Below are 19,597 nucleotides of genomic sequence, written 5' to 3'. Positions count from 1 at the left end.
AAAACCCGGTGCTCGGAGGCCGTGTGCTGGGCAATACTTCGGCGGGTGTTCATGTCGATCTCCACCACCGGCAGCGCCGAGAACCCGGCCACGGATCTCGGGTTCCTGCTGCACAAGCATCCCGGCAAGGTCCAGCGGTTCACGACGTCGCACGGCGAGGCCCACGTCTTCTACCCCGAGGCGGGGGACGAGGTCTGCACGGCGGCTCTGCTGCTGGACATCGACCCGATCGCACTCGTCCGCAAGGGTCGGGGCAACGGCAGGGGCCGCGGCGGCTCGCCCGACTTCGCCCTCGCGCAGTACGTCAACGACCGCCCGTACGCCGCGTCCTCGCTGCTCGCGGTGGCGTTGCGGACGGTGTTCCGGTCCGCGATGAAGGGCGCCTGCCCGGCCCGCCCCGAACTGCCGGGGCAGGCCCGCCCGCTGCGGATCGAGCTGCCCGCCGTGCCCGCGAACGGCGCGGGCGAGGGCGGTGGCCCGGCCATGGTGGCCCGGCTGTTCGAACCGCTGGGCTGGCTGGTCGAGGCGACGGCGGTCCCGCTGGACGAGGCCTTCCCGGAGTGGGGTGAGTCCCGCTACGTGCGGATCGCGCTCTCCTCGGAGTCCGTACGGCTCGCCGATGCGCTCCAGCAGCTGTACGTGCTGCTGCCGGTGCTGGACGGTGCCAAGCACTACTGGGTCGCCCCGGACGAGGTGGACAAGCTGTTCGCCGCCGGCGAGGGCTGGCTGGCCGCCCACCCGGAGCGCGGCCTGATCGCCCGCCGCTACCTGTCCCGGCGCTGGTCGCTGACCCGGGCGGCGATGGAGCGCTTGGAGCTGGCCCGGCTGGCCGAGGCGGACGACCGCGAGGTCGAGGAGATCGACAACGCGGTCGACGACCGGCCGGAGGAGGAGCGCGCCGGGACCACCGACGCCACCCGGACCACCGAGTCCACCGAGACCGCCGAGAACAGCGGGTACGCCGAGAACAGCGGGTGCGGCGAGCGGCGCGAGCCCCGGCCGCCCTCCCTCGCCGAGCAGCGCCGCGCCGCGATCCTCGCCGCCCTCGGCGAGACCGGCGCGGCCCGGGTCGCCGACCTCGGCTGCGGCCAGGGCGAGCTGATCGGCGAGCTGCTGAAGGACGCCCGGTTCACCGACATCCTCGGCGTGGACGTCTCCGCGCGGGCGCTGCAGGCGGCGAACCGCAAGCTGCGCCTGGAACGCCTGCCCGAGCGGCAGGCGGCCCGGGTGACGCTGGCGCAGGGCGCGCTGACCTACACCGACGCCCGGCTGAAGGGCTACGACGCGGCGGTGCTGTGTGAGGTGATCGAACACCTGGACCTGCCGCGGCTGCCCGCCCTGGAGTACGCGGTGTTCGGCGCCGCCCGCCCGAAGGCCGTCGTGGTCACCACGCCCAACGTGGAGTACAACGTCCGCTGGGAGAGCCTCCCGGCGGGCAGCGTCCGGCACGCGGACCACCGTTTCGAGTGGTCCCGCGCCGAGTTCCGCGCCTGGGCCGAGAAGGTCGCGGCCGCGTACGGCTACACGGTCGAGCTGCGCCCGGTCGGTCCCGAGGACGAGGAGGTCGGCGCCCCGACCCAACTCGCCCTGTTCCGCTCCGGCTCCGGCACCGACCGGACCACCACGGCCGCCGACACCATGGCCACGAACACCACCACGACCACTGCCACGACGACCACCACCACGACGCCCGTCACCACGACGACCGTCACCACGACGCCCGAAGGAGGCGGACTTCGATGACCAACGACGAAACCGGGAGCACCACCACCCCCCGCCGCCTCCCCGTCACCGACGTCTCCCTGGTCGTCCTGATCGGCACCAGCGGCGCGGGCAAGTCCAGCTTCGCCCGCCGCCACTTCCTGCCCACCCAGGTGGTGTCCTCCGACTTCTGCCGCGGCCTGGTCGCCGACGACGAGAATGACCAGTCGGCCTCCGCCGAGGCCTTCGACCTCCTGCACTACATCGTCGGCAAGCGCCTCGCAGCCGGCCGGCTCACCGTCGTGGACGCCACCAACGTCCAGCCGGAGGCCCGTAAGCAGCTGGTCAGGATCGCCCGCGAGCACGACGTGCTGCCGATCGCGATCGTGCTGGACGTCCCGCCCGGCGTGTGCGCCGAGCGCAACCGCTCCCGCCCGGACCGCCAACTGGCCGCCCACGTCGTCCCGCGGCAGAACCGCGAGCTGCGCCGTTCGCTGCGCGACCTGGAGCGCGAGGGCTTCCGCAAGGTGCACATCCTGCGTGGTGAGGCCGAGGTGGCGGCCGCCGAGATCGAGCTGGAGAAGCGCTACAACGACCTGCGCCACCTCACCGGCCCGTTCGACATCGTCGGCGACATCCACGGCTGCCGCTCCGAGCTGGAGACCCTGCTCACCCGCCTCGGCTACACCCTCACCCGGGACGCCGAGGGTCGCCCGGTGGACGCCGCCCACCCCGCGGGCCGCACCGCCGTCTTCGTCGGCGACCTGGTCGACCGCGGCCCCGACACCCCGGGCGTGCTGCGCCTGGTGATGGGCATGGTGGCGGCCGGTCACGCGATCTGCGTGCCCGGCAACCACGAGAACAAGCTCGGCCGGGCGATGGACGGCAAGAAGGTCACCGTCTCGCACGGCCTCCAGGAGTCGCTGGACCAGCTGGCCGGGGAGAGCGAGGAGTTCCGGGCCGAGGTGCGCGCCTTCATGCGCGGCCTGGTCAGCCACTACCTGCTGGACGGCGGCGCCCTGGTGGTCTGCCACGCCGGTCTGCCGGAGAAGTACCACGGTCGCAACTCCGGCCGGGTCCGCTCGCACGCCCTGTACGGGGAGACCACCGGCGAGACCGACGAGTACGGCCTGCCGGTGCGCTACCCCTGGGCCGAGGAGTACCGGGGCCGGGCGCTGGTGGTCTACGGCCACACCCCGGTGCCGAGCGCGAGCTTCGTCAACAACACCATCTGTCTGGACACCGGCTGCGTCTTCGGCGGCAGCCTGACCGCGCTGCGCTACCCCGAGCGCGAGCTGGTGAGCGTCGAGGCCGAGCAGGAGTGGTACGCGCCGGTGCGTCCGCTGCTCACCGACGCGCCGGGCGCCCGCGAGGGCCGTCCGCTGGACCTCGCCGACGTGGCCGGGCGCCGGACCGTGGAGACCGGCCTGCACGGGCGGGTCGCCGTCCGGGAGGAGAACGCGGCGGCCGCGCTGGAGGTGATGAGCCGCTTCGCGCTGGACCCCAGGCTGCTCACCTACCTGCCGCCGACCATGGCGCCGAGCCCGACCTCCCGCCGGGACGGCTACCTGGAGCACCCGGAGGAGGCCTTCCTCGCCTACCGCGCGGACGGCGTCCGGCACCTGGTCTGCGAGGAGAAGCACATGGGCTCGCGCGCGGTGCTGCTGGTCGCCCGGGACGACGCCGCGCTGGAGCGGCGCTTCGGGGTGGCGGGGCCGGGCGCGATCTGGACCCGGACCGGCCGGGCCTTCCTCACCGACGGGGAGCTGACCGGAGCAGTGCTCGGGCGGGTCCGCGAGGCCGCCGAACGCGCCGGGCTGTTCGAGGAGTTGGGCACCGACTGGCTGCTGCTGGACGCCGAGCTGATGCCCTGGTCGCTGAAGGCGGTGGAGCTGCTGCGCCGTCAGTACGCGGCGGTCGGCGCGGCGGCCGGGGCCGCCCTGCCCGAGGTGCTGTCCGCGCTGGAGCGGGCCGCCGGGCGCGGGCTGGACCTCGCGGAGCTGACCGATCGCCAGCGCCGGCGCGCCGCCGACGCGACGGCGTTCACCGAGGCCTACCGGCGCTACTGCTGGCCGACCGAGGGGCTGTCGGGTATCCGGCTCGCTCCGTTCCAGCTGCTGGCCGCCGAGGGGGCGAACCTCGCGGTGCGCCCGCACGACGAGCACCTGGCCTGGATCGACCGCCTGGTGGACGCCGACGAGCGGAACGTCGATGAGTGGAACGCCGACGAGCGGAACGCCGGCGCTGGGCACGCGGCCGGGAAGGAGCCGATGCTGCACCGCACCGGCCGAGTCCTGGTGGACACCGAGGACGAGGCCTCGATGGCCGCCGCCACCGCCTGGTGGGAGGAGCTGACCGGCGCGGGCGGTGAGGGCATGGTGGTCAAGCCGCTGGCCTCGGTGGCGCGGACGGTGCGCGGCGAGGGCCGTCCGGGCGGGCTGGTGCAGCCGGGTGTGAAGGTGCGCGGGCGGGAGTACCTGCGGATCATCTACGGCCCCGACTACACCGTGCACCTGGACCGGCTGCGCCAGCGCTCGCTGGGCCACAAGCGCTCGCTGGCGCTGCGCGAGTACGCGCTGGGCCTGGAGGCGCTGGACCGGCTGGCGGCCGGTGAGCCGCTGTGGCGGGTGCACGAGCCGGTGTTCGCGGTGCTGGCGCTGGAGTCCGAGCCGGTCGATCCGCGCCTGTAGCGGGAGTCGGCAGGTCGGCGGCGAGGACCTCCGGCACGGCCGGTGAAGGGGGAGTCCGACTCGGGCTCCCCCTTTGTTCACCGTCATTCTGTATAGAAATTCCAACCGTCGTATACACTTGCCGCCTTCCCCGTAGTCCCGTCACCCCAGGAGCCCGGTATGGCCTTCAACCTCCGGAACAGGCACTTCCTCAAGGAGCTCGACTTCACGCCCCAGGAGTTCCGCTTCCTGGTGGACCTCGCCGCCGGGCTCAAGGCCGCCAAGTATGCGGGCACCGAGCAGCCCCGGCTGCGCGGCAAGAACATCGCGCTGATCTTCGAGAAGACCTCCACCCGCACCCGCTGCGCCTTCGAGGTCGCCGCCCACGACCAGGGCGCCACCACCACCTACCTGGACCCGGCCGGCTCGCAGATCGGCCACAAGGAGTCGGTGAAGGACACCGCCCGGGTGCTGGGCCGGATGTTCGACGGGATCGAGTACCGCGGCCACGGCCAGGAGGTCGTCGAGGAGCTGGCCGAGTACGCCGGCGTCCCGGTCTGGAACGGCCTGACCGACGAGTGGCACCCCACCCAGATGCTGGCCGACGTGCTCACCGTCACCGAGCACACCGCCAAGCCGCTCACCGAGGTCGCCCTCGCCTACCTGGGCGACGCCCGCTCCAACATGGGCAACTCGCTGCTGGTGACCGGCGCTCTGCTCGGCATGGACATCCGGATCGTCGCCCCGCGCGCCCTCTGGCCGGCCGAGGACGTGCGGAAGGCCGCCCAGCAGCTGGCCGAGGGGACCGGCGCGCGGATCACCCTGACCGAGGACGTGGCCGAGGGCGTGGCCGGCGCCGACTTCCTCTACACCGACGTCTGGGTGTCGATGGGCGAGCCCAAGGAGGTCTGGGCGGAGCGGATCGAGCTGCTCAAGCCGTACCAGGTGTCGATGGACACCGTCCGGGCGACCGGCAACCCGGACGTGAGGTTCCTGCACTGCCTGCCCGCGTTCCACGACCTCGGCACCGTGGTCGGACGGCAGATGTACGAGGCGACCGGCATGACCGAGCTGGAGTGCACCGACGAGCTGTTCGAGTCGGCGCACTCCATCGTGTTCGACCAGGCCGAGAACCGCCTGCACACCATCAAGGCGGTCCTGGTCGCCACGCTGGGCTCCTGAACGAACGGACCGGCCGCCGCCCCGGGGCCGACCGGCTACTTGTCCAGCCGGACGCAGGCCACCCGGTCGCCCGCCGCGTGCCGCCCGGCCGGGGTGCCCGCGTGCAGCACCAGCGAGCGCGCCTCGCCCGGCCGCGGCTGCCAGTCCACCGCGGCCGAGGCGGTGCCCTCGCCCCGCCCGTCGGTGCGCAGCACCAGCCGCAGCTCGTTGCGGTCGTTGGCGTACGCCGGGTCGGTGGACGGCTGCACCGGGTCGACCACGTCCTGGTAGTGCGGCCCGGAGGCGGCCGGGTCCGCCTCGCAACTGCCGGTGTGCAGGTGCACCGGGAACTCGTGACCGGGGGCGAGCCCGGCCACCGTCAGGGTGACCACCGTCCGCCCGGGCACCGAGCGGTCGGTGACCACCCGGGCGTGCGAGCCGTACGGCACCAGGTCGTCCGCGTAGCTGATCGCGGCCGGCGGGACGAAGGCGGTCGCCGGGTCGAAGTGCGCGTCCAGGACGGAGACCGGAGAGGCGGCGGGGGCGAGCAGGGCCAGCGGCAGCAGGGCGGCGGCGAACGGAGCGGGCATCGGGACGGGCCTTCCACGGGCGGGGCGACGGTCACCCTGCTAACGCGGCCGGAGCACCGAGGACACCCTCGGCTCGCCTCGTGCCCGGTGCCGAGGACACCCTCGGCCCGCCTCGCGCCTCGCCCCGAGGGCACCCTCAGTCCGCGTCCCGCCGGATCCCCCGGATCTCGCAGCGCGGCCCGCTGGCCCGCATCAGCCGCAGGTCGGCGGTGACCAGCGGCACCCCGTACTGCTCGGCGACCGCGACGTACGCGGCGTCGTCCGGCGTGAGGTTGTCCTTGAGCTCCCAGATCCGGCCGAGCAGCGGCGCCACCTCGACCTTGCGGATCGTCACCGCCGCGAGCTCCCCGGTGAGTTCGGCGACCCGCTCGGCGGTCAGCTCCTTGGCCAGGTAGAGCCCGCGCAGTGACTGCATCACCTCGATGACGATGTGCTCGGGCGCCAACCACTCGCCGTCGGAGGCGAGTTCGGCCCGGGCGCGGGCTCCGCGCGGGCCCTGGTCGGCGAGCGCCAGCACCAGCGCGGATGCGTCCACCACGATCATCAGTCGGCCCCTGCCCGTTTCCGCACGTCAACTCACCGGCCACCGTACCGGGACGGGCCTCAGCCCTGGTCGGCGGGCTTCGTGACGGGCGTCGCGGTGGGGAGGGGGGACGGCATGTTCCGTTCCGGCGTGTCGTCGTGGAACGGCCGGATCGTCTGCTCGGCCTGCTTCGCCTCCTCCGGCGTGATCCATTCCTGGTAGCCGGTGGCCATGACGGCGGCCTTCAACTGGTCGAGGGTGAGCGGCAACCCGTCCCGGAGCACGACGGGCCCGCCCTGGTAGGTGATCAGTCGCGTGTTGGAGGCGGTGACCGTCACCTTGGTGTTGTCCGGCCGCAGCAGGCTGGCGTTGCGGGAGACGGTGGCGCCGACGGCCCGTTCGGTGAGGACTAGGTGACTGCCGTCCGGGAGGACGCTGCCGGAGCAGGAGCGGAGCTGCCCGGTCGCGTTCAGCTTGTCGCAGCTGAAGTAGTCGTCGTAGCCGATGATGTGCGGATCGGAGCCGGGGCCCACGGGGTGGGAGCCCGGCCGGAACTGCGCGCCGATGCCTCCCTCGACGACGATGCCGACCTCGGCCGGTCCGGTGCCGTCGTCGTAGGTCAGACGGGCCCGGACCATGACGTCCTTCCGCTCGGGGCCGGTCCAGCCCACCGTCTGGGAGTAGCCGGCGTAGCCCGACGTCCGACCGTTCGCCGGCAGCGCCCGGGACAGGGTGAGCAGTGTGGCGTGGCCGGTCAGGCCGACCTTGCCCGCGTTGGGGCCGTTGCCCGGAAGCGGTTGTTCGGCGCCGTCGTCCGACTCCCGGACCGGCTGGGGGTCCTTCTTGTCGGGAGTCGCCGCGGCCGACGACGGCGATGGCGAAGCCGAGGGTGATGCCGAGGCAGCGGCCACAGTGGCAGAAGCGCCTCCGCCCGCCCGCAGGGCGACCGAGCCGCCGACGGCCAGCGCGGCCACCGCCGTCACGGCGGCGGCGACCGTCAGCCGGCGGCGGCGCCGGATCGAGCGCCCCTGCTGCGCGCCCGCGGCGATCAGCGGGCCCAGGTCGGGGCCGACACCGTGCATCGCCTGCTCGAAGGTGGCGGACAGCCTGTGGCCGTCCACGTCAGGCTCGTTCATGGTGAGGTTCCTTTCAGAGACCAGGTGGTGGTGGACTCAGGAGCGGGTGAGCTGCTCGGCCGCGTCCGGGCCGAGGACCGTGCGCAGCCGGCCGAGGGCGCGCAGGGCCTGGCTGCGCACCGCCCCGGGGCTCAGGCCGAGTTCGGCGGCGGTTTCCTCGACGCTGCGGTCCTCCCAGTAGCGCAGGACGAGTACGGCCCGGTCCCGGGGCGGGAGTTCGGCGAGGGCGGTGAGCAGGGTGACCCGCAGCGCCGGGTCGCCCTCGGGGCAGACGCCCTCCGGTAGTTCGCCGAGGGCGGGTCGTTCGCCGGTGCGGCGCAGTCGGCGGTGGGAGAGGTAGGAGCGGACGAGTGTGCTGCGGGCGTACGCGTCCTGGTTCTCGGCCCGGCGGACCTTGGACCAGGAGGCGTAGAGCTTGGCCAGGGTGACCTGGGTGAGGTCCTCGGCGAGGTGCCAGTCGCCGCAGAGCAGTACGGCGGTGCGGAAGAGTCGTTGCCCCCGGCTGTGCGCGAAGCTCTCGAACTCCGCGCTCTCCTCGGCCCGTCGCGTCTTCCTGATCACTGCTGTCCCCTCGAACCCCGTGACGTGGTGGGCTCCGCACCATCTGCGCACGGCGCGCCCTCTGCGCACGGTTAGACGCCCGAGCCCGGAGACCGCGTTACGGGTCGTCGGCGGTCAGGTCCCGAGGAGCAGCCCCGCCAGCAGCGAGGCCGCGTTGGCGGTGAGGGAGGCGATCCAGGGCAGCGGGTCGCGCGGGCGCAGTCCGGTGATCGGGCACAGCAGCAGCGCCTCGACCACGACGACCGACGTCTCGCTGAGCGCGAAGCCCGTCCAGTACGCTGCGGCGGGTCCGTCGGTCCAGTGCCGGAGGGTCCACCAGAGCAGCGGATGCGTCACCAGGTTGACCAGCACGCCGGCTGCGGCGGCCCGCGCCGGGCGCACCCGCCCGATCCGGGTGAGGGCGGCGGTGTAGACGGGTGTCTCGGTCAGCAGGGTGAGGGCGAGGGCCACCGGGTAGCGCACGGCGGGGATCGTGCCACGGGGAGGGGGAGCATGGCGACCACGGGGATCCGAGCGGGCGCCGGAGTCGGCCCCTGGCCCGCGCCCGGCCCGCCGGCCCGGCTGTCCGCCGCGCCGTTCGCGGGCTTCGCACTGTCGGCCGTCCTGGCGCTGGCGCTGGCCCTGCGCGCGCCGACCGGTCTGGCGGTGCTGGGGCTGGCCGCCTTCGGTCTGCTGCACAACGTGCTGGAGCTGCGCTACGTGGCCGGCCGCTTCGCCGCGGTGCTGGCCGGTCCGCTGTTGCGGCTGCTGCTGGCGCTGGTGACCGGGATCGTGGTGTGCCGCCTGTTGCCGCCCTCCCGGCTGTCCCAGTCGGCGGAGATCCTGCTCGCCTACGGCCTGCTGGCGGCGGCCTGCCGGTACGGGCTGCGCGGCCGGCCGCGGCTGCTGGTGCTGAGCGCCGTCGGCGTGGCGGGTGCGGGCGCCGCCTCGCTGGCCTTCCCGGCGTACCACTTCGTGGTGCTGGCGCATCTGCACAACGTGGTGCCGCTGCTGTTCCTGGCCGAGTGGTCGCGCCGTCTGGCGCGGGGGCGCGCGGCGTTCCTGGCGCTGCAGTTCGGTTGGGTGCTGCTGGTTCCGGCGCTGCTGCTGAGCGGGCTGTTGGACGGAGTGCTGTCCCAGCGCCCCGGCGGCTGGACGGACAGGTTGGCCGCCGCCTACACCCCGCCGGCCTGGCTGAGCCCGGAGGGCGGTCTGCGGTTCCTGGCGGTGTTCGCCTTCCTGCAGACGATGCACTACGTGGTCTGGGTGTGGTTCCTGCCGCGGTACGCGCCCGAGGCGGCGGAGCGCTTCGAAGCCCGGGTACCGTCCTTGCGCGGGGTGCGGGCCTGGGCGCTGGGGGCGGGCGCGGGCGCGCTGCTGGCCCTGTTGTTCGCCGTGGATTACGCCCAGGGTCGCTCGGTGTACGCGGCGCTGGCCAGTTACCACGCCTATCTGGAGTTCCCGGTGCTGCTGATGCTGGTCCTGGGCCTGGGCACGGACCGGGCGGATGAGGAGGAGAAGGAATGAGCACGACGACCCTGCTGGCGGACATCGCCCCCTCGCCGACCGGCGGCTCGGGTGGTGAGCTGGTGGTGGTGCTGTTGGTGGCCGCCGCCGTCGTGGCGGGAGCGGTCTGGCTGATCCGGCTGGAGCGCAAGCGTCGCGGCCCGGATGGCCGCTGACCTGCGCGGTCGCGCCCCGGGGCATGCCTGCGGTGGTGATGGCGGCGGCATGCACTATGGTTTATCTCGACATCGAGATAACTGCCCTTTACGATATATCTCGACATCAAGATACTTGCCGAGAGGCGCTCACCGGCGATGCGGGCAAGGTCGGCCTAAGTAAGGCTGACCTTACCACCGCGTGACGGCCGGATTAAGCACGAAGCACCCAGAAGGAGTCAGTCGTGTCCGCGAACAGCTTCGACGCCCGCAGCTCGCTGCAGGTGGGCGACGAGTCGTACGAGATCTTCAAGCTCTCCGCCGTCGAGGGTTCCGAGCGGCTGCCCTACAGCCTCAAGGTGCTGCTGGAGAACCTGCTCCGCACGGAGGACGGCGCGAACATCACCGCCGACCACATCCGCGCCCTCGGCAACTGGGACGCCGACGCCCAGCCGAGCCAGGAGATCCAGTTCACCCCGGCCCGCGTGATCATGCAGGACTTCACCGGTGTGCCGTGCGTGGTCGACCTCGCCACCATGCGTGAGGCCGTCAAGGAGCTGGGCGGCGACCCGGACAAGATCAACCCGCTGGCCCCGGCCGAGCTGGTCATCGACCACTCCGTCATCGCCGACAAGTTCGGCACCAAGGACGCGTTCACCCAGAACGTCGAGATCGAGTACGGCCGCAACAAGGAGCGCTACCAGTTCCTGCGCTGGGGCCAGACCGCCTTCGACGAGTTCAAGGTCGTCCCGCCGGGCACCGGCATCGTCCACCAGGTGAACATCGAGCACCTGGCCCGCACCGTCATGGTCCGCGGCGGCCAGGCCTACCCGGACACCTGCGTCGGCACCGACTCGCACACCACCATGGTCAACGGCCTGGGCGTGCTGGGCTGGGGCGTCGGCGGCATCGAGGCCGAGGCCGCGATGCTGGGCCAGCCGGTCTCCATGCTGATCCCGCGCGTGGTCGGCTTCAAGCTGACCGGCCAGCTGCCGTCCGGCACCACCGCCACCGACCTGGTGCTCACCATCACCGAGATGCTGCGCAAGCACGGTGTGGTCGGCAAGTTCGTCGAGTTCTACGGCGACGGCATCGGCGCCATCCCGCTGGCCAACCGCGCCACCATCGGCAACATGTCGCCGGAGTTCGGCTCGACCTGCGCGATCTTCCCGATCGACGCCGAGACCATCAACTACCTGAAGCTCACCGGCCGCGACGAGCAGCAGCTCGCCCTGGTCGAGGCGTACGCCAAGGAGCAGGGCCTCTGGCACGACCCGTCGGTCGAGCCGGTCTACTCCGAGTACCTGGAGCTGGACGTCTCCACCGTCGTCCCGTCGATCTCCGGCCCGAAGCGCCCGCAGGACCGCGTGATCCTGGCCGAGGCCGCCCAGAAGTTCGCCGAGACGCTGCCGACCTACTCCGCCGAGGCCTCGAAGCCGACCACCGTCACCGCCCCCGACGGCTCGACCTACGAGATCGACAACGGCGCGGTCGTGATCGCCTCGATCACCTCCTGCACCAACACCTCCAACCCCTCCGTCATGCTGGGCGCCGCCCTGCTGGCGAAGAAGGCCGTGGAGCGGGGCCTGCAGGTCAAGCCCTGGGTCAAGACCACCCTGGCGCCGGGCTCCAAGGTCGTCATGGACTACTACGAGAAGGCCGGCCTGCTCCCGTACATGGAGAAGCTGGGCTTCAACCTGGTCGGCTACGGCTGCGTCACCTGCATCGGCAACTCGGGCCCGCTGCCCGAGGAGGTCTCGGCCGCCGTCAACGAGTCCGACCTCGCGGTCGTCTCGGTGCTCTCCGGCAACCGCAACTTCGAGGGCCGGATCAACCCCGACGTCAAGATGAACTACCTGGCCTCCCCGCCGCTGGTGGTCGCCTACGCCCTCGCCGGCAACATGAACGTCGACATCACCAAGGACGCCCTGGGCAAGGACGCCGACGGCAACGACGTCTTCCTCTCCGACATCTGGCCGTCGGAGCAGGAGGTCGCCGACGTCGTCGCGGGCTCCATCGACCAGGACATGTTCGACAAGGGCTACCAGGACGTCTTCGCCGGTGACTACCGCTGGCAGTCGCTCCCGGTCCCGACCGGCAACACCTTCGAGTGGGACGCCGAGTCCACCTACGTCCGCAAGCCCCCGTACTTCGAGGGCATGGCCAAGACCCCGAGCCCGGTGACCGACATCGCCGGCGCCCGCGTCCTGGCCAAGCTGGGCGACTCGGTCACCACCGACCACATCTCCCCGGCCGGCAACATCAAGCCGGGCACCCCGGCGGCGCAGTACCTGACCGCCAACGGTGTCGAGAAGCGTGACTTCAACTCCTACGGCTCGCGCCGTGGCAACCACGAGGTCATGATCCGCGGCACCTTCGCCAACATCCGTCTGCGCAACCAGATCGCGCCGGGCACCGAGGGCGGCTACACCCGCGACTTCACCCAGGCCGACGGCCCGGTGTCGTTCATCTACGACGCCTCGCAGAACTACCAGGCCGCCGGCACCCCGCTGGTCGTCCTGGCCGGCAAGGAGTACGGCTCCGGCTCGTCCCGCGACTGGGCCGCCAAGGGCACCGCGCTGCTCGGTGTCAAGGCCGTCATCGCCGAGTCCTACGAGCGCATCCACCGCTCGAACCTGATCGGCATGGGCGTCCTGCCGCTGCAGTTCCCGGAGGGCGAGAACGCCGACTCCCTCGGCCTGACCGGCGAGGAGACCTTCTCCATCACCGGCGTGACCGAGCTCAACGAGGGCCGCACCCCCAAGACCGTCAAGGTCAAGGCCGGTGAGAAGGAGTTCGACGCGGTCGTCCGCATCGACACCCCCGGTGAGGCGGACTACTACCGCAACGGCGGCATCCTGCAGTACGTGCTGCGCTCGCTCATCGGCTGAGCCCCAGCGCCTCAGGGAGGCCGGACCGCACCCCGCGGTCCGGCCTCCTCGCGCTTTCCCCGCCGACGAAGGGGCCGGCGACGCGGACCGAGCGGAGCCGACGCTGTCGTGGCCCACGCCGAAGGGCCCGCCGGAAACCGGCGGGCCCTTCGGGCTCCTGTGGATCAGGCGCGGTCGCAGGCCTGCGCCCGCAGCGCGCGGGCCAGGTCGTCCCGGCGCTCCAGCACCAGGCGGCGCAGCGCCGGCGCCGCCTGCGGGTGGCCGGACAGCCAGGCGTCGGCCTCGGCCAGGGTCTGCTCGTCGGTCTGGGCGATCGGGAAGAAGCCGCCGACGATCCGCATCGCGATCTCGATGGTCCGCTCGGCCCAGACCTTCTCCAGCAGCTTGAAGTACGGCGCCGCGTAGAGGACGGTCAGGTCGCGCTGGGCCGGGATCGAGAAGCCCGCCGTGTTGGCCTCGACCAGGGCGCTCGGCAGCTCGTCCGAGTCGAGCACGGCCGACCAGGCGGCGGCCTTGGCCTCCGGGGTGGGCCGGGCGGCCAGGCACTGGGTGTACTGGCGCTTGCCGCCCGCGGTGTTGTCGGCGGCCAGCTCCTCGGCCAGCTCCTCGTCGGCGGCCTGCCCGGCGGCGGCCAGCGCCAGCCACAGCGACCAGCGCAGCTCCTGGTCGACCTCCAGCCCGTCGATCCGGGCGCTGCCGGTCAGCAGGCCGCGGACCAGGCCGAGGTGCTCGGCGCCGCCCGCGGTCTGGGCCAGGAAGCGGGCCCAGGCCAGCTGGTGGTCGCTGCCGGGGACGGCCTCGCGCAGCTCGCGCAGGGCGCCGTCGGCGAGCTGCCGGGCACCCTCGGCGCGCCACTCGGGGGCGGCGTACAGGTCGACGGCGGTCTTGGCCTGGGCGTGCAGCGACTGCAGCACGCCGATGTTGCCCTCCTGGCCGGCGAAGCGCAGCACCAGGGCGACGTAGTCGCGGGCCGGCATCAGGCCGTCGCGGGTGAGGTTCCAGACGGCGGACCAGGCGAGCGCGCGGGCCAGCTCGTCGCGGATGTCGCCGAGGCCGGTGCGCAGGGACTCCAGTGACTCGGAGTCGAAGCGGATCTTGCAGTAGGTCAGGTCCTCGTCGTTGAGCAGGACCAGGGCCGGGCGCGGGCGGCCGGCCGCCTCGGTGACGACCGTACGGGCGCCGGTGACGTCCAGCTCGATCCGTTCGGTGCGCACCAGGGCGCCGTCGGCGTCCCGGTCGTACAGGCCGACCGCGATCCGGTGCGGGCGCAGTACCTCGCCGTCCTGGAGCACGGCCAGCTCGGTGATCCGGTCCTCGGCGTCGGTGGTGACCTGCGGGGTGAGCGCGTTGACCCCGGCGGTCTGCAGCCAGGCGGCGGCCCAGCTCTTCAGGTCGCGCCCGCTGGTCTCCTCCAGCACGCCCAGCAGGTCGGCCAGTTCGGTGTTGCCGAAGGCGTGCCGCTTGAAGTAGCGGCGGGCGCCCTCGAAGAAGGCCTCCGAACCGACGTACGCGACCAGCTGCTTGAGGACGGAGGCGCCCTTGGCGTAGGTGATGCCGTCGAAGTTGAGCTTGGCGTCCTCGAGGTCGCGGATGTCGGCGGTGATCGGGTGAGTGGTGGGGAACTGGTCCTGCCGGTAGGCCCAGGCCTTGCGCTGGTTGGCGAAGGTGACCCAGGCGGAGGAGTACCGGGTGCGGGCGCCGATCAGGCCGTAGGAGCCCATGAAGTCGGCGAAGGACTCCTTCAGCCACAGGTCGTCCCACCAGCGCGGGGTGACCAGGTCGCCGAACCACATGTGCGCCATCTCGTGCAGGACGACGTTGGCGCGGGCCTCGTAGGCGGCGTCGGTGACCTTCGAGCGGAAGACGAACTCCTCCTTGAAGGTCACGCAGCCCGGGTTCTCCATCGCGCCGATGTTGTACTCGGGGACAAAGGCCTGGTCGTACTTGCCGAAGGGGTACGGGAAGTCGAACTCCTCGTGGAAGAAGTCGAGTCCGAGCTTGGTGACGCCGAGGATCTCCTCCGCGTCGAAGTACGGCGCGAGCGACTTGCGGCACATCGCGGAGAGCGGGATCTCCAGGGTGGTGCCGTCGGCGAGTTCGCGGCTGTAGTGGTCGTGGGCGACGTGGTACGGGCCGGCCACCACGGCGGTGAGGTAGGTGGAGATCGGCTTGGTCGGCGCGAACTCCCAGGTGCGGGCCGCGCCTTCCTCGGTCACGCTCTCGTGCACGGCGTTGGACCACACGTCCCAGGCGGCCGGGGCGGTCACCGTGAAGCTGAACGGGGCCTTCAGGTCGGGCTGTTCGAAGTTCGCGAACACCCGGCGGGCGTCGGCCGGCTCGTAGTGGGTGTAGAGGTAGGTCTCGCCGTCCGCCGGGTCGACGAAGCGGTGCAGGCCCTCGCCGGTGCGACTGTAGGCGCAGTCGGCCTCGACGGTGAGGACGTTCTCCGCGGCCAGGCCGTCGACGTGCACCCGGGCGCCGTCGTAGGCGGTCGCCGGGTCCAGGGCGCGGCCGTTGAGGGTGATCGAGCGGACGGCCGGGGCGAGCAGGTCGAGGAAGGTGGCGGCGCCGGGCTGGGAGCAGCGGAAGGCGACGGTGGTGGTGGAGCGGAAGGTGGTGGCGGCCGGGTCGGGGGCCGAGGTCACGTCCAGCCGGACCCGGTAGCCGTCCACGGCCAGGATGCCGGCTCGCTGCTGTGCTTCGTCGCGGCTCAGGTTCTTGCCCGGCACGGCGGTACTCCTTTGTCCGGCTCGCACGGTGGTGCGTCTGTGGATGTCCCGTGCGCGGTGTGCGCCGCGCGCGCAAAGGCATCCTTTCACGCCCGCCCTGGCCGGTACCATTGCACAGGCCGTCGGGTCGGGGCCGGAATCACCGGCGCCGGAGGGGTGTTGGGGCTGGGTGGGGAACACCCCGCCGCCTCGGATCACCGCACGAAGGACGAGACCCAGTGACGACTGCCGCTGAGCGCAAGACCGCCGACTTCTGGTTCGACCCGGCCTGCCCGTGGGCGTGGATGACGTCCCGCTGGCTGATCGAGGTCCAGCAGCTGCGCCCGGTCGACGTGAACTGGCACGTGATGAGCCTGTCGGTGCTCAACGAGCACCGCGACCTGCCGCAGGAGTACCGCCAGCTGCTGGACAACGCCTGGGGCGCGGTGCGGGTCTGCGTCGCGGCCGCCCAGCAGCACGGCGAGGAGGTGCTGGGCCGGCTCTACACCGAGCTGGGCCTGCGCTTCCACAACCAGGGCCTGCCGCAGAACCGGGAGACCATCCAGGCCGCCCTGGTGGCCGCCGGCCTGCCCGCCGAGCTGGCGGACGCGGCCGACACCGACGCGTACGACGAGGCCCTGCGCGCCTCCCACAAGGAGGGCATCACCCTGGTCGGCGAGGACGTCGGCACCCCGGTGATCGCGGTCGAGGGCGCGGACGGCGAGCGGGTGGCCTTCTTCGGCCCGGTCGTCACGCCGGCCCCGAAGGGCGAGGCCGCGGCCCGGCTCTGGGACGGCACCCTGCTGGTGGCCTCCACCCCGGGCTTCTACGAGATCAAGCGCACCCGTACGGCGGGCCCGTCCTTCGAGTAGGTCCGTCCGGCACGCGGAAGGGCCCGGTACCAAGCTCTTGGTACCGGGCCCTTCCGGGTGTCCGGGGCTCAGCGCGCGGCCGCGTCCCGGCGCTGCTTGAGCAGGCCGGCGGCGCTCAGCAGCACGACCAGCACCCCGGCCGCGTACAGCTGCTGGCGGTTGCCCTCGGTGGTGGTCATCAGCGCGAGGATGCCGACCACGGCGGCCATCGCGATCCACGTCAGGTACGGGTAGCCCCACATCTTCACGGTGAGCAGCTCGGGCGCCTCGCGCTCCAGCCGGCGGCGCATCCGCAGCTGGACGATGCAGATGAACAGCCAGACCACCAGGATCGCCACGCCGGTGGTGTTCATCAGCCAGGTGAACACGGTGGCGGGCCAGAACTTGGCGGCCAGCACGGCGCCGAAGCCGAACAGGCAGGAGGCCAGCACGGCCCGGCGCGGCACCCCGCCGCTGACCTTGGCCAGTGCCTTGGGGCCCTGGCCGCGGCCGACCAGCGAGTACGCCATCCGGGAGGCGCCGTAGATGTTGGCGTTCATGGCGGACAGCAGCGCGACCAGCACCACCGCCTCCATGATCGTCCCGGCCGCGGGCACCCCGAGGTGGCGCAGCACCGTGACGTAGGGGCCGTCGGCGACGACCGCCGGGTCCTTCCAGGAGACCAGGGTGACCACCAGGGCCATCGAGCCGATGTAGAAGATCGCGATCCGCCACACCGCCGTGCGCACCGCGTTGGCGACGTTCTTCTTGGGGTCGTCGGACTCGGCCGCGGCGATGGTCACCGTCTCCAGGCCGCCGTAGGCGAACACCGAGGCGAGCAGGCCGACGATCAGCCCGCTGACGCCGTTGGGCAGGAAGCCGCCGTGTCCGGTGAGGTTGCTCGTGCCGGGGGCGCCGGGGCCGATCACCCCGGCGACGCCGAGCGCGCCGAGGACCAGGAAGGCGACGATCGCGGCGACCTTGATGGTGGCGAACCAGAACTCGAACTCGCCGAAGTTCTTCACCGCGGTCAGGTTGCTGACGCAGAAGAAGACCATGAACAGGCCGACCCAGACCCAGGCGGACACACCGGGAATCCAGCCGTTGACGATCTTCCCGGCCGCGGTGGCCTCGGCGGCGACGCCGCAGCAGAGCATCACCCAGTACATCCAGCCGGCCGTGATCCCGGCCCAGGGGCCGATCTCCTTCTCGGCGTGCACCGAGAACGAGCCGGAGGCCGGACGGGCGGCGGACATCTCCCCGAGCATCCGCATGATCAGCATGACCAGCAGGCCGGAGAGGGTGAAGGCGAGGATGATCGCCGGACCGGCGGCCGCGATACCGGCGCCCGAGCCGACGAACAGGCCGGCGCCGATGACGCCACCGAGGGCGATCATCGACAGGTGGCGCTGCTTGAGCCCGTGGCTGAGCTGCTGGCCGGACGCCGGGCCGGAGTCCGGCTGGGCGGCGTCGGTGGTCCCGGACGCTGTGGTCCCGGACGCCGTGGGCGCGGAGGTGGGGGCCATAGGGGTGGATCCAGACTGTGCGGAATGCGGCATGAGCTGTCCAATATCCGGGGACCCCTCTGGTCATGCCAACAATGTCCGCTTTCGGCCCACCATGCGGACCGGGCCGCACCCCGGCGTGATCAACCGGTCGCGGAGCGTCGTTTCGGGTCGGTTCCGACAACGCCCGAGGGCGGGGCTTTGTCCGAAACCGTGGCGGCGGCGCAGTGGATCACCGCGTAGGTTCACAGGTGTTCACTCACCTGGACCCGTACGGAGGATCCCCCGATGGCCACTGCCACCACCCCGATAGCGCGTCGCGCCGTCCTCGCCGACCTGCTGCCCGCCGCCTCCACCCGCCTCGGCGCGCAGGCCCGTGACCTCGCCCTGGTGGTCGGCGGCGCCGCGCTGACCGGTGTGGCCGCCCAGCTGTCGGTCAACGTCCCCGGCTCGCCGGTGCCGGTCACCGGCCAGACCTTCGCCGCCCTGCTGGTCGGCACCGCGCTCGGCGCCCGCCGCGGCGTCGCCTCGCTCGCCCTCTACCTGCTGGCCGGCATGGCGGGCATGCCCTGGTTCGCCGAGGGCACCTCCGGCTGGGCCATGCCCTCCTTCGGCTACGTGCTCGGCTTCGTCCTCGCCGCCGCCCTGACCGGCGCGCTGGCCCGCCGCGGCGCCGACCGCACCCCGGTGAACACCGCCGTCACCATGGTTCTCGGCAGCCTCGCCATCTACGCGGTCGGCGTCCCGTACCTGGCCTTCACCCTGCACGTGTCGCTCGCCCGCGCCGCCGAGCTGGGCCTCTACCCGTACCTGGTCGGCGACGCGCTCAAGGCGGCCTTCGCCGCCGGCGCCCTGCCGCTGGCCTGGAAGCTGCTCGGCAAGCGCTGACGCCCCCGTTGTCGGGCCCGGGCGCTCGCGCATGCCACACTCATGGCATGCGCGTGTACCTGGGCTCCGACCATGCCGGATACGAACTGAAGAACCACCTGGTGGAGTGGCTGAAGGAGGCCGGCCACGAGCCGGTCGACTGCGGGCCGCACATCTACGACGCCGAGGACGACTACCCGCCGTTCTGCCTGCGCGCCGCCGAGCGCACCGCCGCCGACGCGGAGGCCCTGGGCATCGTGATCGGCGGCTCGGGCAACGGCGAGGCGATCGCCGCCAACAAGGTCAAGGGCGTCCGTGCGGCGCTGGCCTGGAGCACGCAGACCGCCGAGCTCGGCCGTCAGCACAACAACGCCAACGTGATCTCCATCGGCGGCCGCATGCACACGCAGGAGGAGGCCACCAAGTTCGTCGAGGTCTTCCTCAACACCCCCTACAGCGGCGAGCCGCGGCACACCCGCCGGATCGAGATGCTGAGCGAGTACGAGACCACCGGCGAACTCCCGCCGATCCCGGCCCACCACCCGCAGGGCTGATCCCGCCACCCACCCGTCCACGACGGCCGGCCGCACCCTCGGGTGCGACCGGCCGCCGCCGTTTCCGCCCGGAGGCGCGGCGAAGATCCGCAGGACCGCTCCGGCCCCCGGACCTGTGGGATCGGCCACAGGCCCCGGCGCACGCACACCTCCGCGCGCGGGGCGCGCACGCCACCAGCAGGCTCCGTACGCCCAACCGGCGCACGCCTCCTGACGGCGCGCCCGGCACCGCTCCGATCG

16 protein-coding genes are annotated in these 19,597 nt (G+C 72.4%); 9 read left to right on the top strand and 7 right to left on the bottom strand.

The annotated features are described in order from the left end of the window. Positions 1–45 precede the first annotated feature (45 nt). The 3 genes from ACFVWU_RS14645 (at position 46) to argF (ending at position 5,552) form a co-directional block, all read left to right on the top strand. Positions 46–1,743, top strand: coding sequence for a 3' terminal RNA ribose 2'-O-methyltransferase Hen1 (locus ACFVWU_RS14645; protein WP_387619837.1), 1,698 nt, complete (start codon positions 46–48; stop codon positions 1,741–1,743). Further along, positions 1,740–4,391 (top strand): polynucleotide kinase-phosphatase, encoded by a 2,652-nt coding sequence (locus ACFVWU_RS14640; protein WP_387619835.1) that lies wholly within the window; start codon positions 1,740–1,742, stop codon positions 4,389–4,391. Before ACFVWU_RS14645 ends, ACFVWU_RS14640 begins: the two co-directional genes overlap by 4 nt. 159 nt (positions 4,392–4,550) lie before the next feature. Further along, a complete protein-coding gene (gene argF, locus ACFVWU_RS14635) occupies positions 4,551–5,552 on the top strand; it encodes an ornithine carbamoyltransferase (protein WP_387619832.1) in 1,002 nt (333 codons plus the stop codon). Between the two features lie 35 nt (positions 5,553–5,587). Here the strand turns inward: argF and ACFVWU_RS14630 are convergent, their stop codons facing one another. The 5 genes from ACFVWU_RS14630 to ACFVWU_RS14610 form a co-directional block, all read right to left on the bottom strand. Beyond that, the gene (locus tag ACFVWU_RS14630) at positions 5,588–6,121 is read right to left on the bottom strand and encodes a superoxide dismutase family protein (protein ID WP_387619830.1); all 534 of its coding nucleotides are present in this window, start codon (positions 6,119–6,121) and stop codon (positions 5,588–5,590) included. A 136-nt stretch (positions 6,122–6,257) separates the two neighbouring features. After that, entirely contained in the window at positions 6,258–6,665 is a 408-nt protein-coding gene (locus tag ACFVWU_RS14625; protein ID WP_387619827.1) for a type II toxin-antitoxin system VapC family toxin, read from the bottom strand. A gap of 59 nt (positions 6,666–6,724) precedes the next feature. Beyond that, positions 6,725–7,780 (bottom strand): hypothetical protein, encoded by a 1,056-nt coding sequence (locus ACFVWU_RS14620; protein ID WP_387619825.1) that lies wholly within the window; start codon positions 7,778–7,780, stop codon positions 6,725–6,727. Positions 7,781–7,816: 36 nt separating this feature from the next. Beyond that, a complete protein-coding gene (locus ACFVWU_RS14615; RefSeq protein ID WP_387619823.1) occupies positions 7,817–8,341 on the bottom strand; it encodes a SigE family RNA polymerase sigma factor in 525 nt (174 codons plus the stop codon). A gap of 114 nt (positions 8,342–8,455) precedes the next feature. Next, positions 8,456–8,803 (bottom strand): hypothetical protein, encoded by a 348-nt coding sequence (locus ACFVWU_RS14610; RefSeq protein ID WP_387619821.1) that lies wholly within the window; start codon positions 8,801–8,803, stop codon positions 8,456–8,458. Between the two features lie 30 nt (positions 8,804–8,833). Here ACFVWU_RS14610 and ACFVWU_RS14605 point away from each other — a divergent pair, with 30 nt between their 5' ends. From ACFVWU_RS14605 to acnA, 3 genes are all read left to right on the top strand, one after another. Continuing rightward, the gene (locus tag ACFVWU_RS14605) at positions 8,834–9,847 is read left to right on the top strand and encodes a hypothetical protein (RefSeq protein ID WP_387619818.1); all 1,014 of its coding nucleotides are present in this window, start codon (positions 8,834–8,836) and stop codon (positions 9,845–9,847) included. Beyond that, entirely contained in the window at positions 9,844–10,002 is a 159-nt protein-coding gene (locus tag ACFVWU_RS14600) for a hypothetical protein (protein ID WP_387619816.1), read from the top strand. The genes ACFVWU_RS14605 and ACFVWU_RS14600 overlap by 4 nt, the downstream gene beginning before the upstream one ends. Positions 10,003–10,226: 224 nt before the next feature. Then, positions 10,227–12,872, top strand: a complete 2,646-nt coding sequence (acnA, locus tag ACFVWU_RS14595) for an aconitate hydratase AcnA (RefSeq protein ID WP_387619813.1) — start codon at positions 10,227–10,229, stop codon at positions 12,870–12,872. Between the two features lie 164 nt (positions 12,873–13,036). On the opposite strand, the gene pepN is transcribed toward acnA, so the two are convergent. Next, positions 13,037–15,601 (bottom strand): aminopeptidase N, encoded by a 2,565-nt coding sequence (gene pepN, locus ACFVWU_RS14590; protein WP_387619810.1) that lies wholly within the window; start codon positions 15,599–15,601, stop codon positions 13,037–13,039. A gap of 218 nt (positions 15,602–15,819) precedes the next feature. On the opposite strand from pepN, the gene ACFVWU_RS14585 reads away from it, so the two are divergent. Then, entirely contained in the window at positions 15,820–16,452 is a 633-nt protein-coding gene (locus tag ACFVWU_RS14585; protein ID WP_387619808.1) for a DsbA family protein, read from the top strand. Positions 16,453–16,520: 68 nt separating this feature from the next. Here ACFVWU_RS14585 and ACFVWU_RS14580 read toward each other — a convergent pair whose 3' ends face one another. Continuing rightward, positions 16,521–17,957, bottom strand: a complete 1,437-nt coding sequence (locus tag ACFVWU_RS14580) for an amino acid permease (RefSeq protein ID WP_387619805.1) — start codon at positions 17,955–17,957, stop codon at positions 16,521–16,523. A gap of 267 nt (positions 17,958–18,224) precedes the next feature. Between ACFVWU_RS14580 and ACFVWU_RS14575 the strand changes: the two genes are divergently transcribed. Next, positions 18,225–18,824: a biotin transporter BioY gene (locus ACFVWU_RS14575; protein WP_380613710.1), complete on the top strand. Its 600-nt coding sequence runs from the start codon at positions 18,225–18,227 to the stop codon at positions 18,822–18,824. A gap of 47 nt (positions 18,825–18,871) precedes the next feature. Continuing rightward, positions 18,872–19,357 carry a ribose-5-phosphate isomerase gene (locus tag ACFVWU_RS14570; RefSeq protein WP_387619802.1) on the top strand — a complete coding sequence of 162 codons (486 nt, stop codon included), beginning with the start codon at positions 18,872–18,874 and terminating at the stop codon, positions 19,355–19,357. Positions 19,358–19,597: the final 240 nt, after the last annotated feature.

Source organism: Kitasatospora sp. NPDC058190 (assembly GCF_042883685.1).
Lineage (GTDB): Bacteria > Actinomycetota > Actinomycetes > Streptomycetales > Streptomycetaceae > Kitasatospora.
Note: the sequence above shows the minus strand (reverse complement) of the source record. Positions and strands in the feature narration are given on the sequence as shown.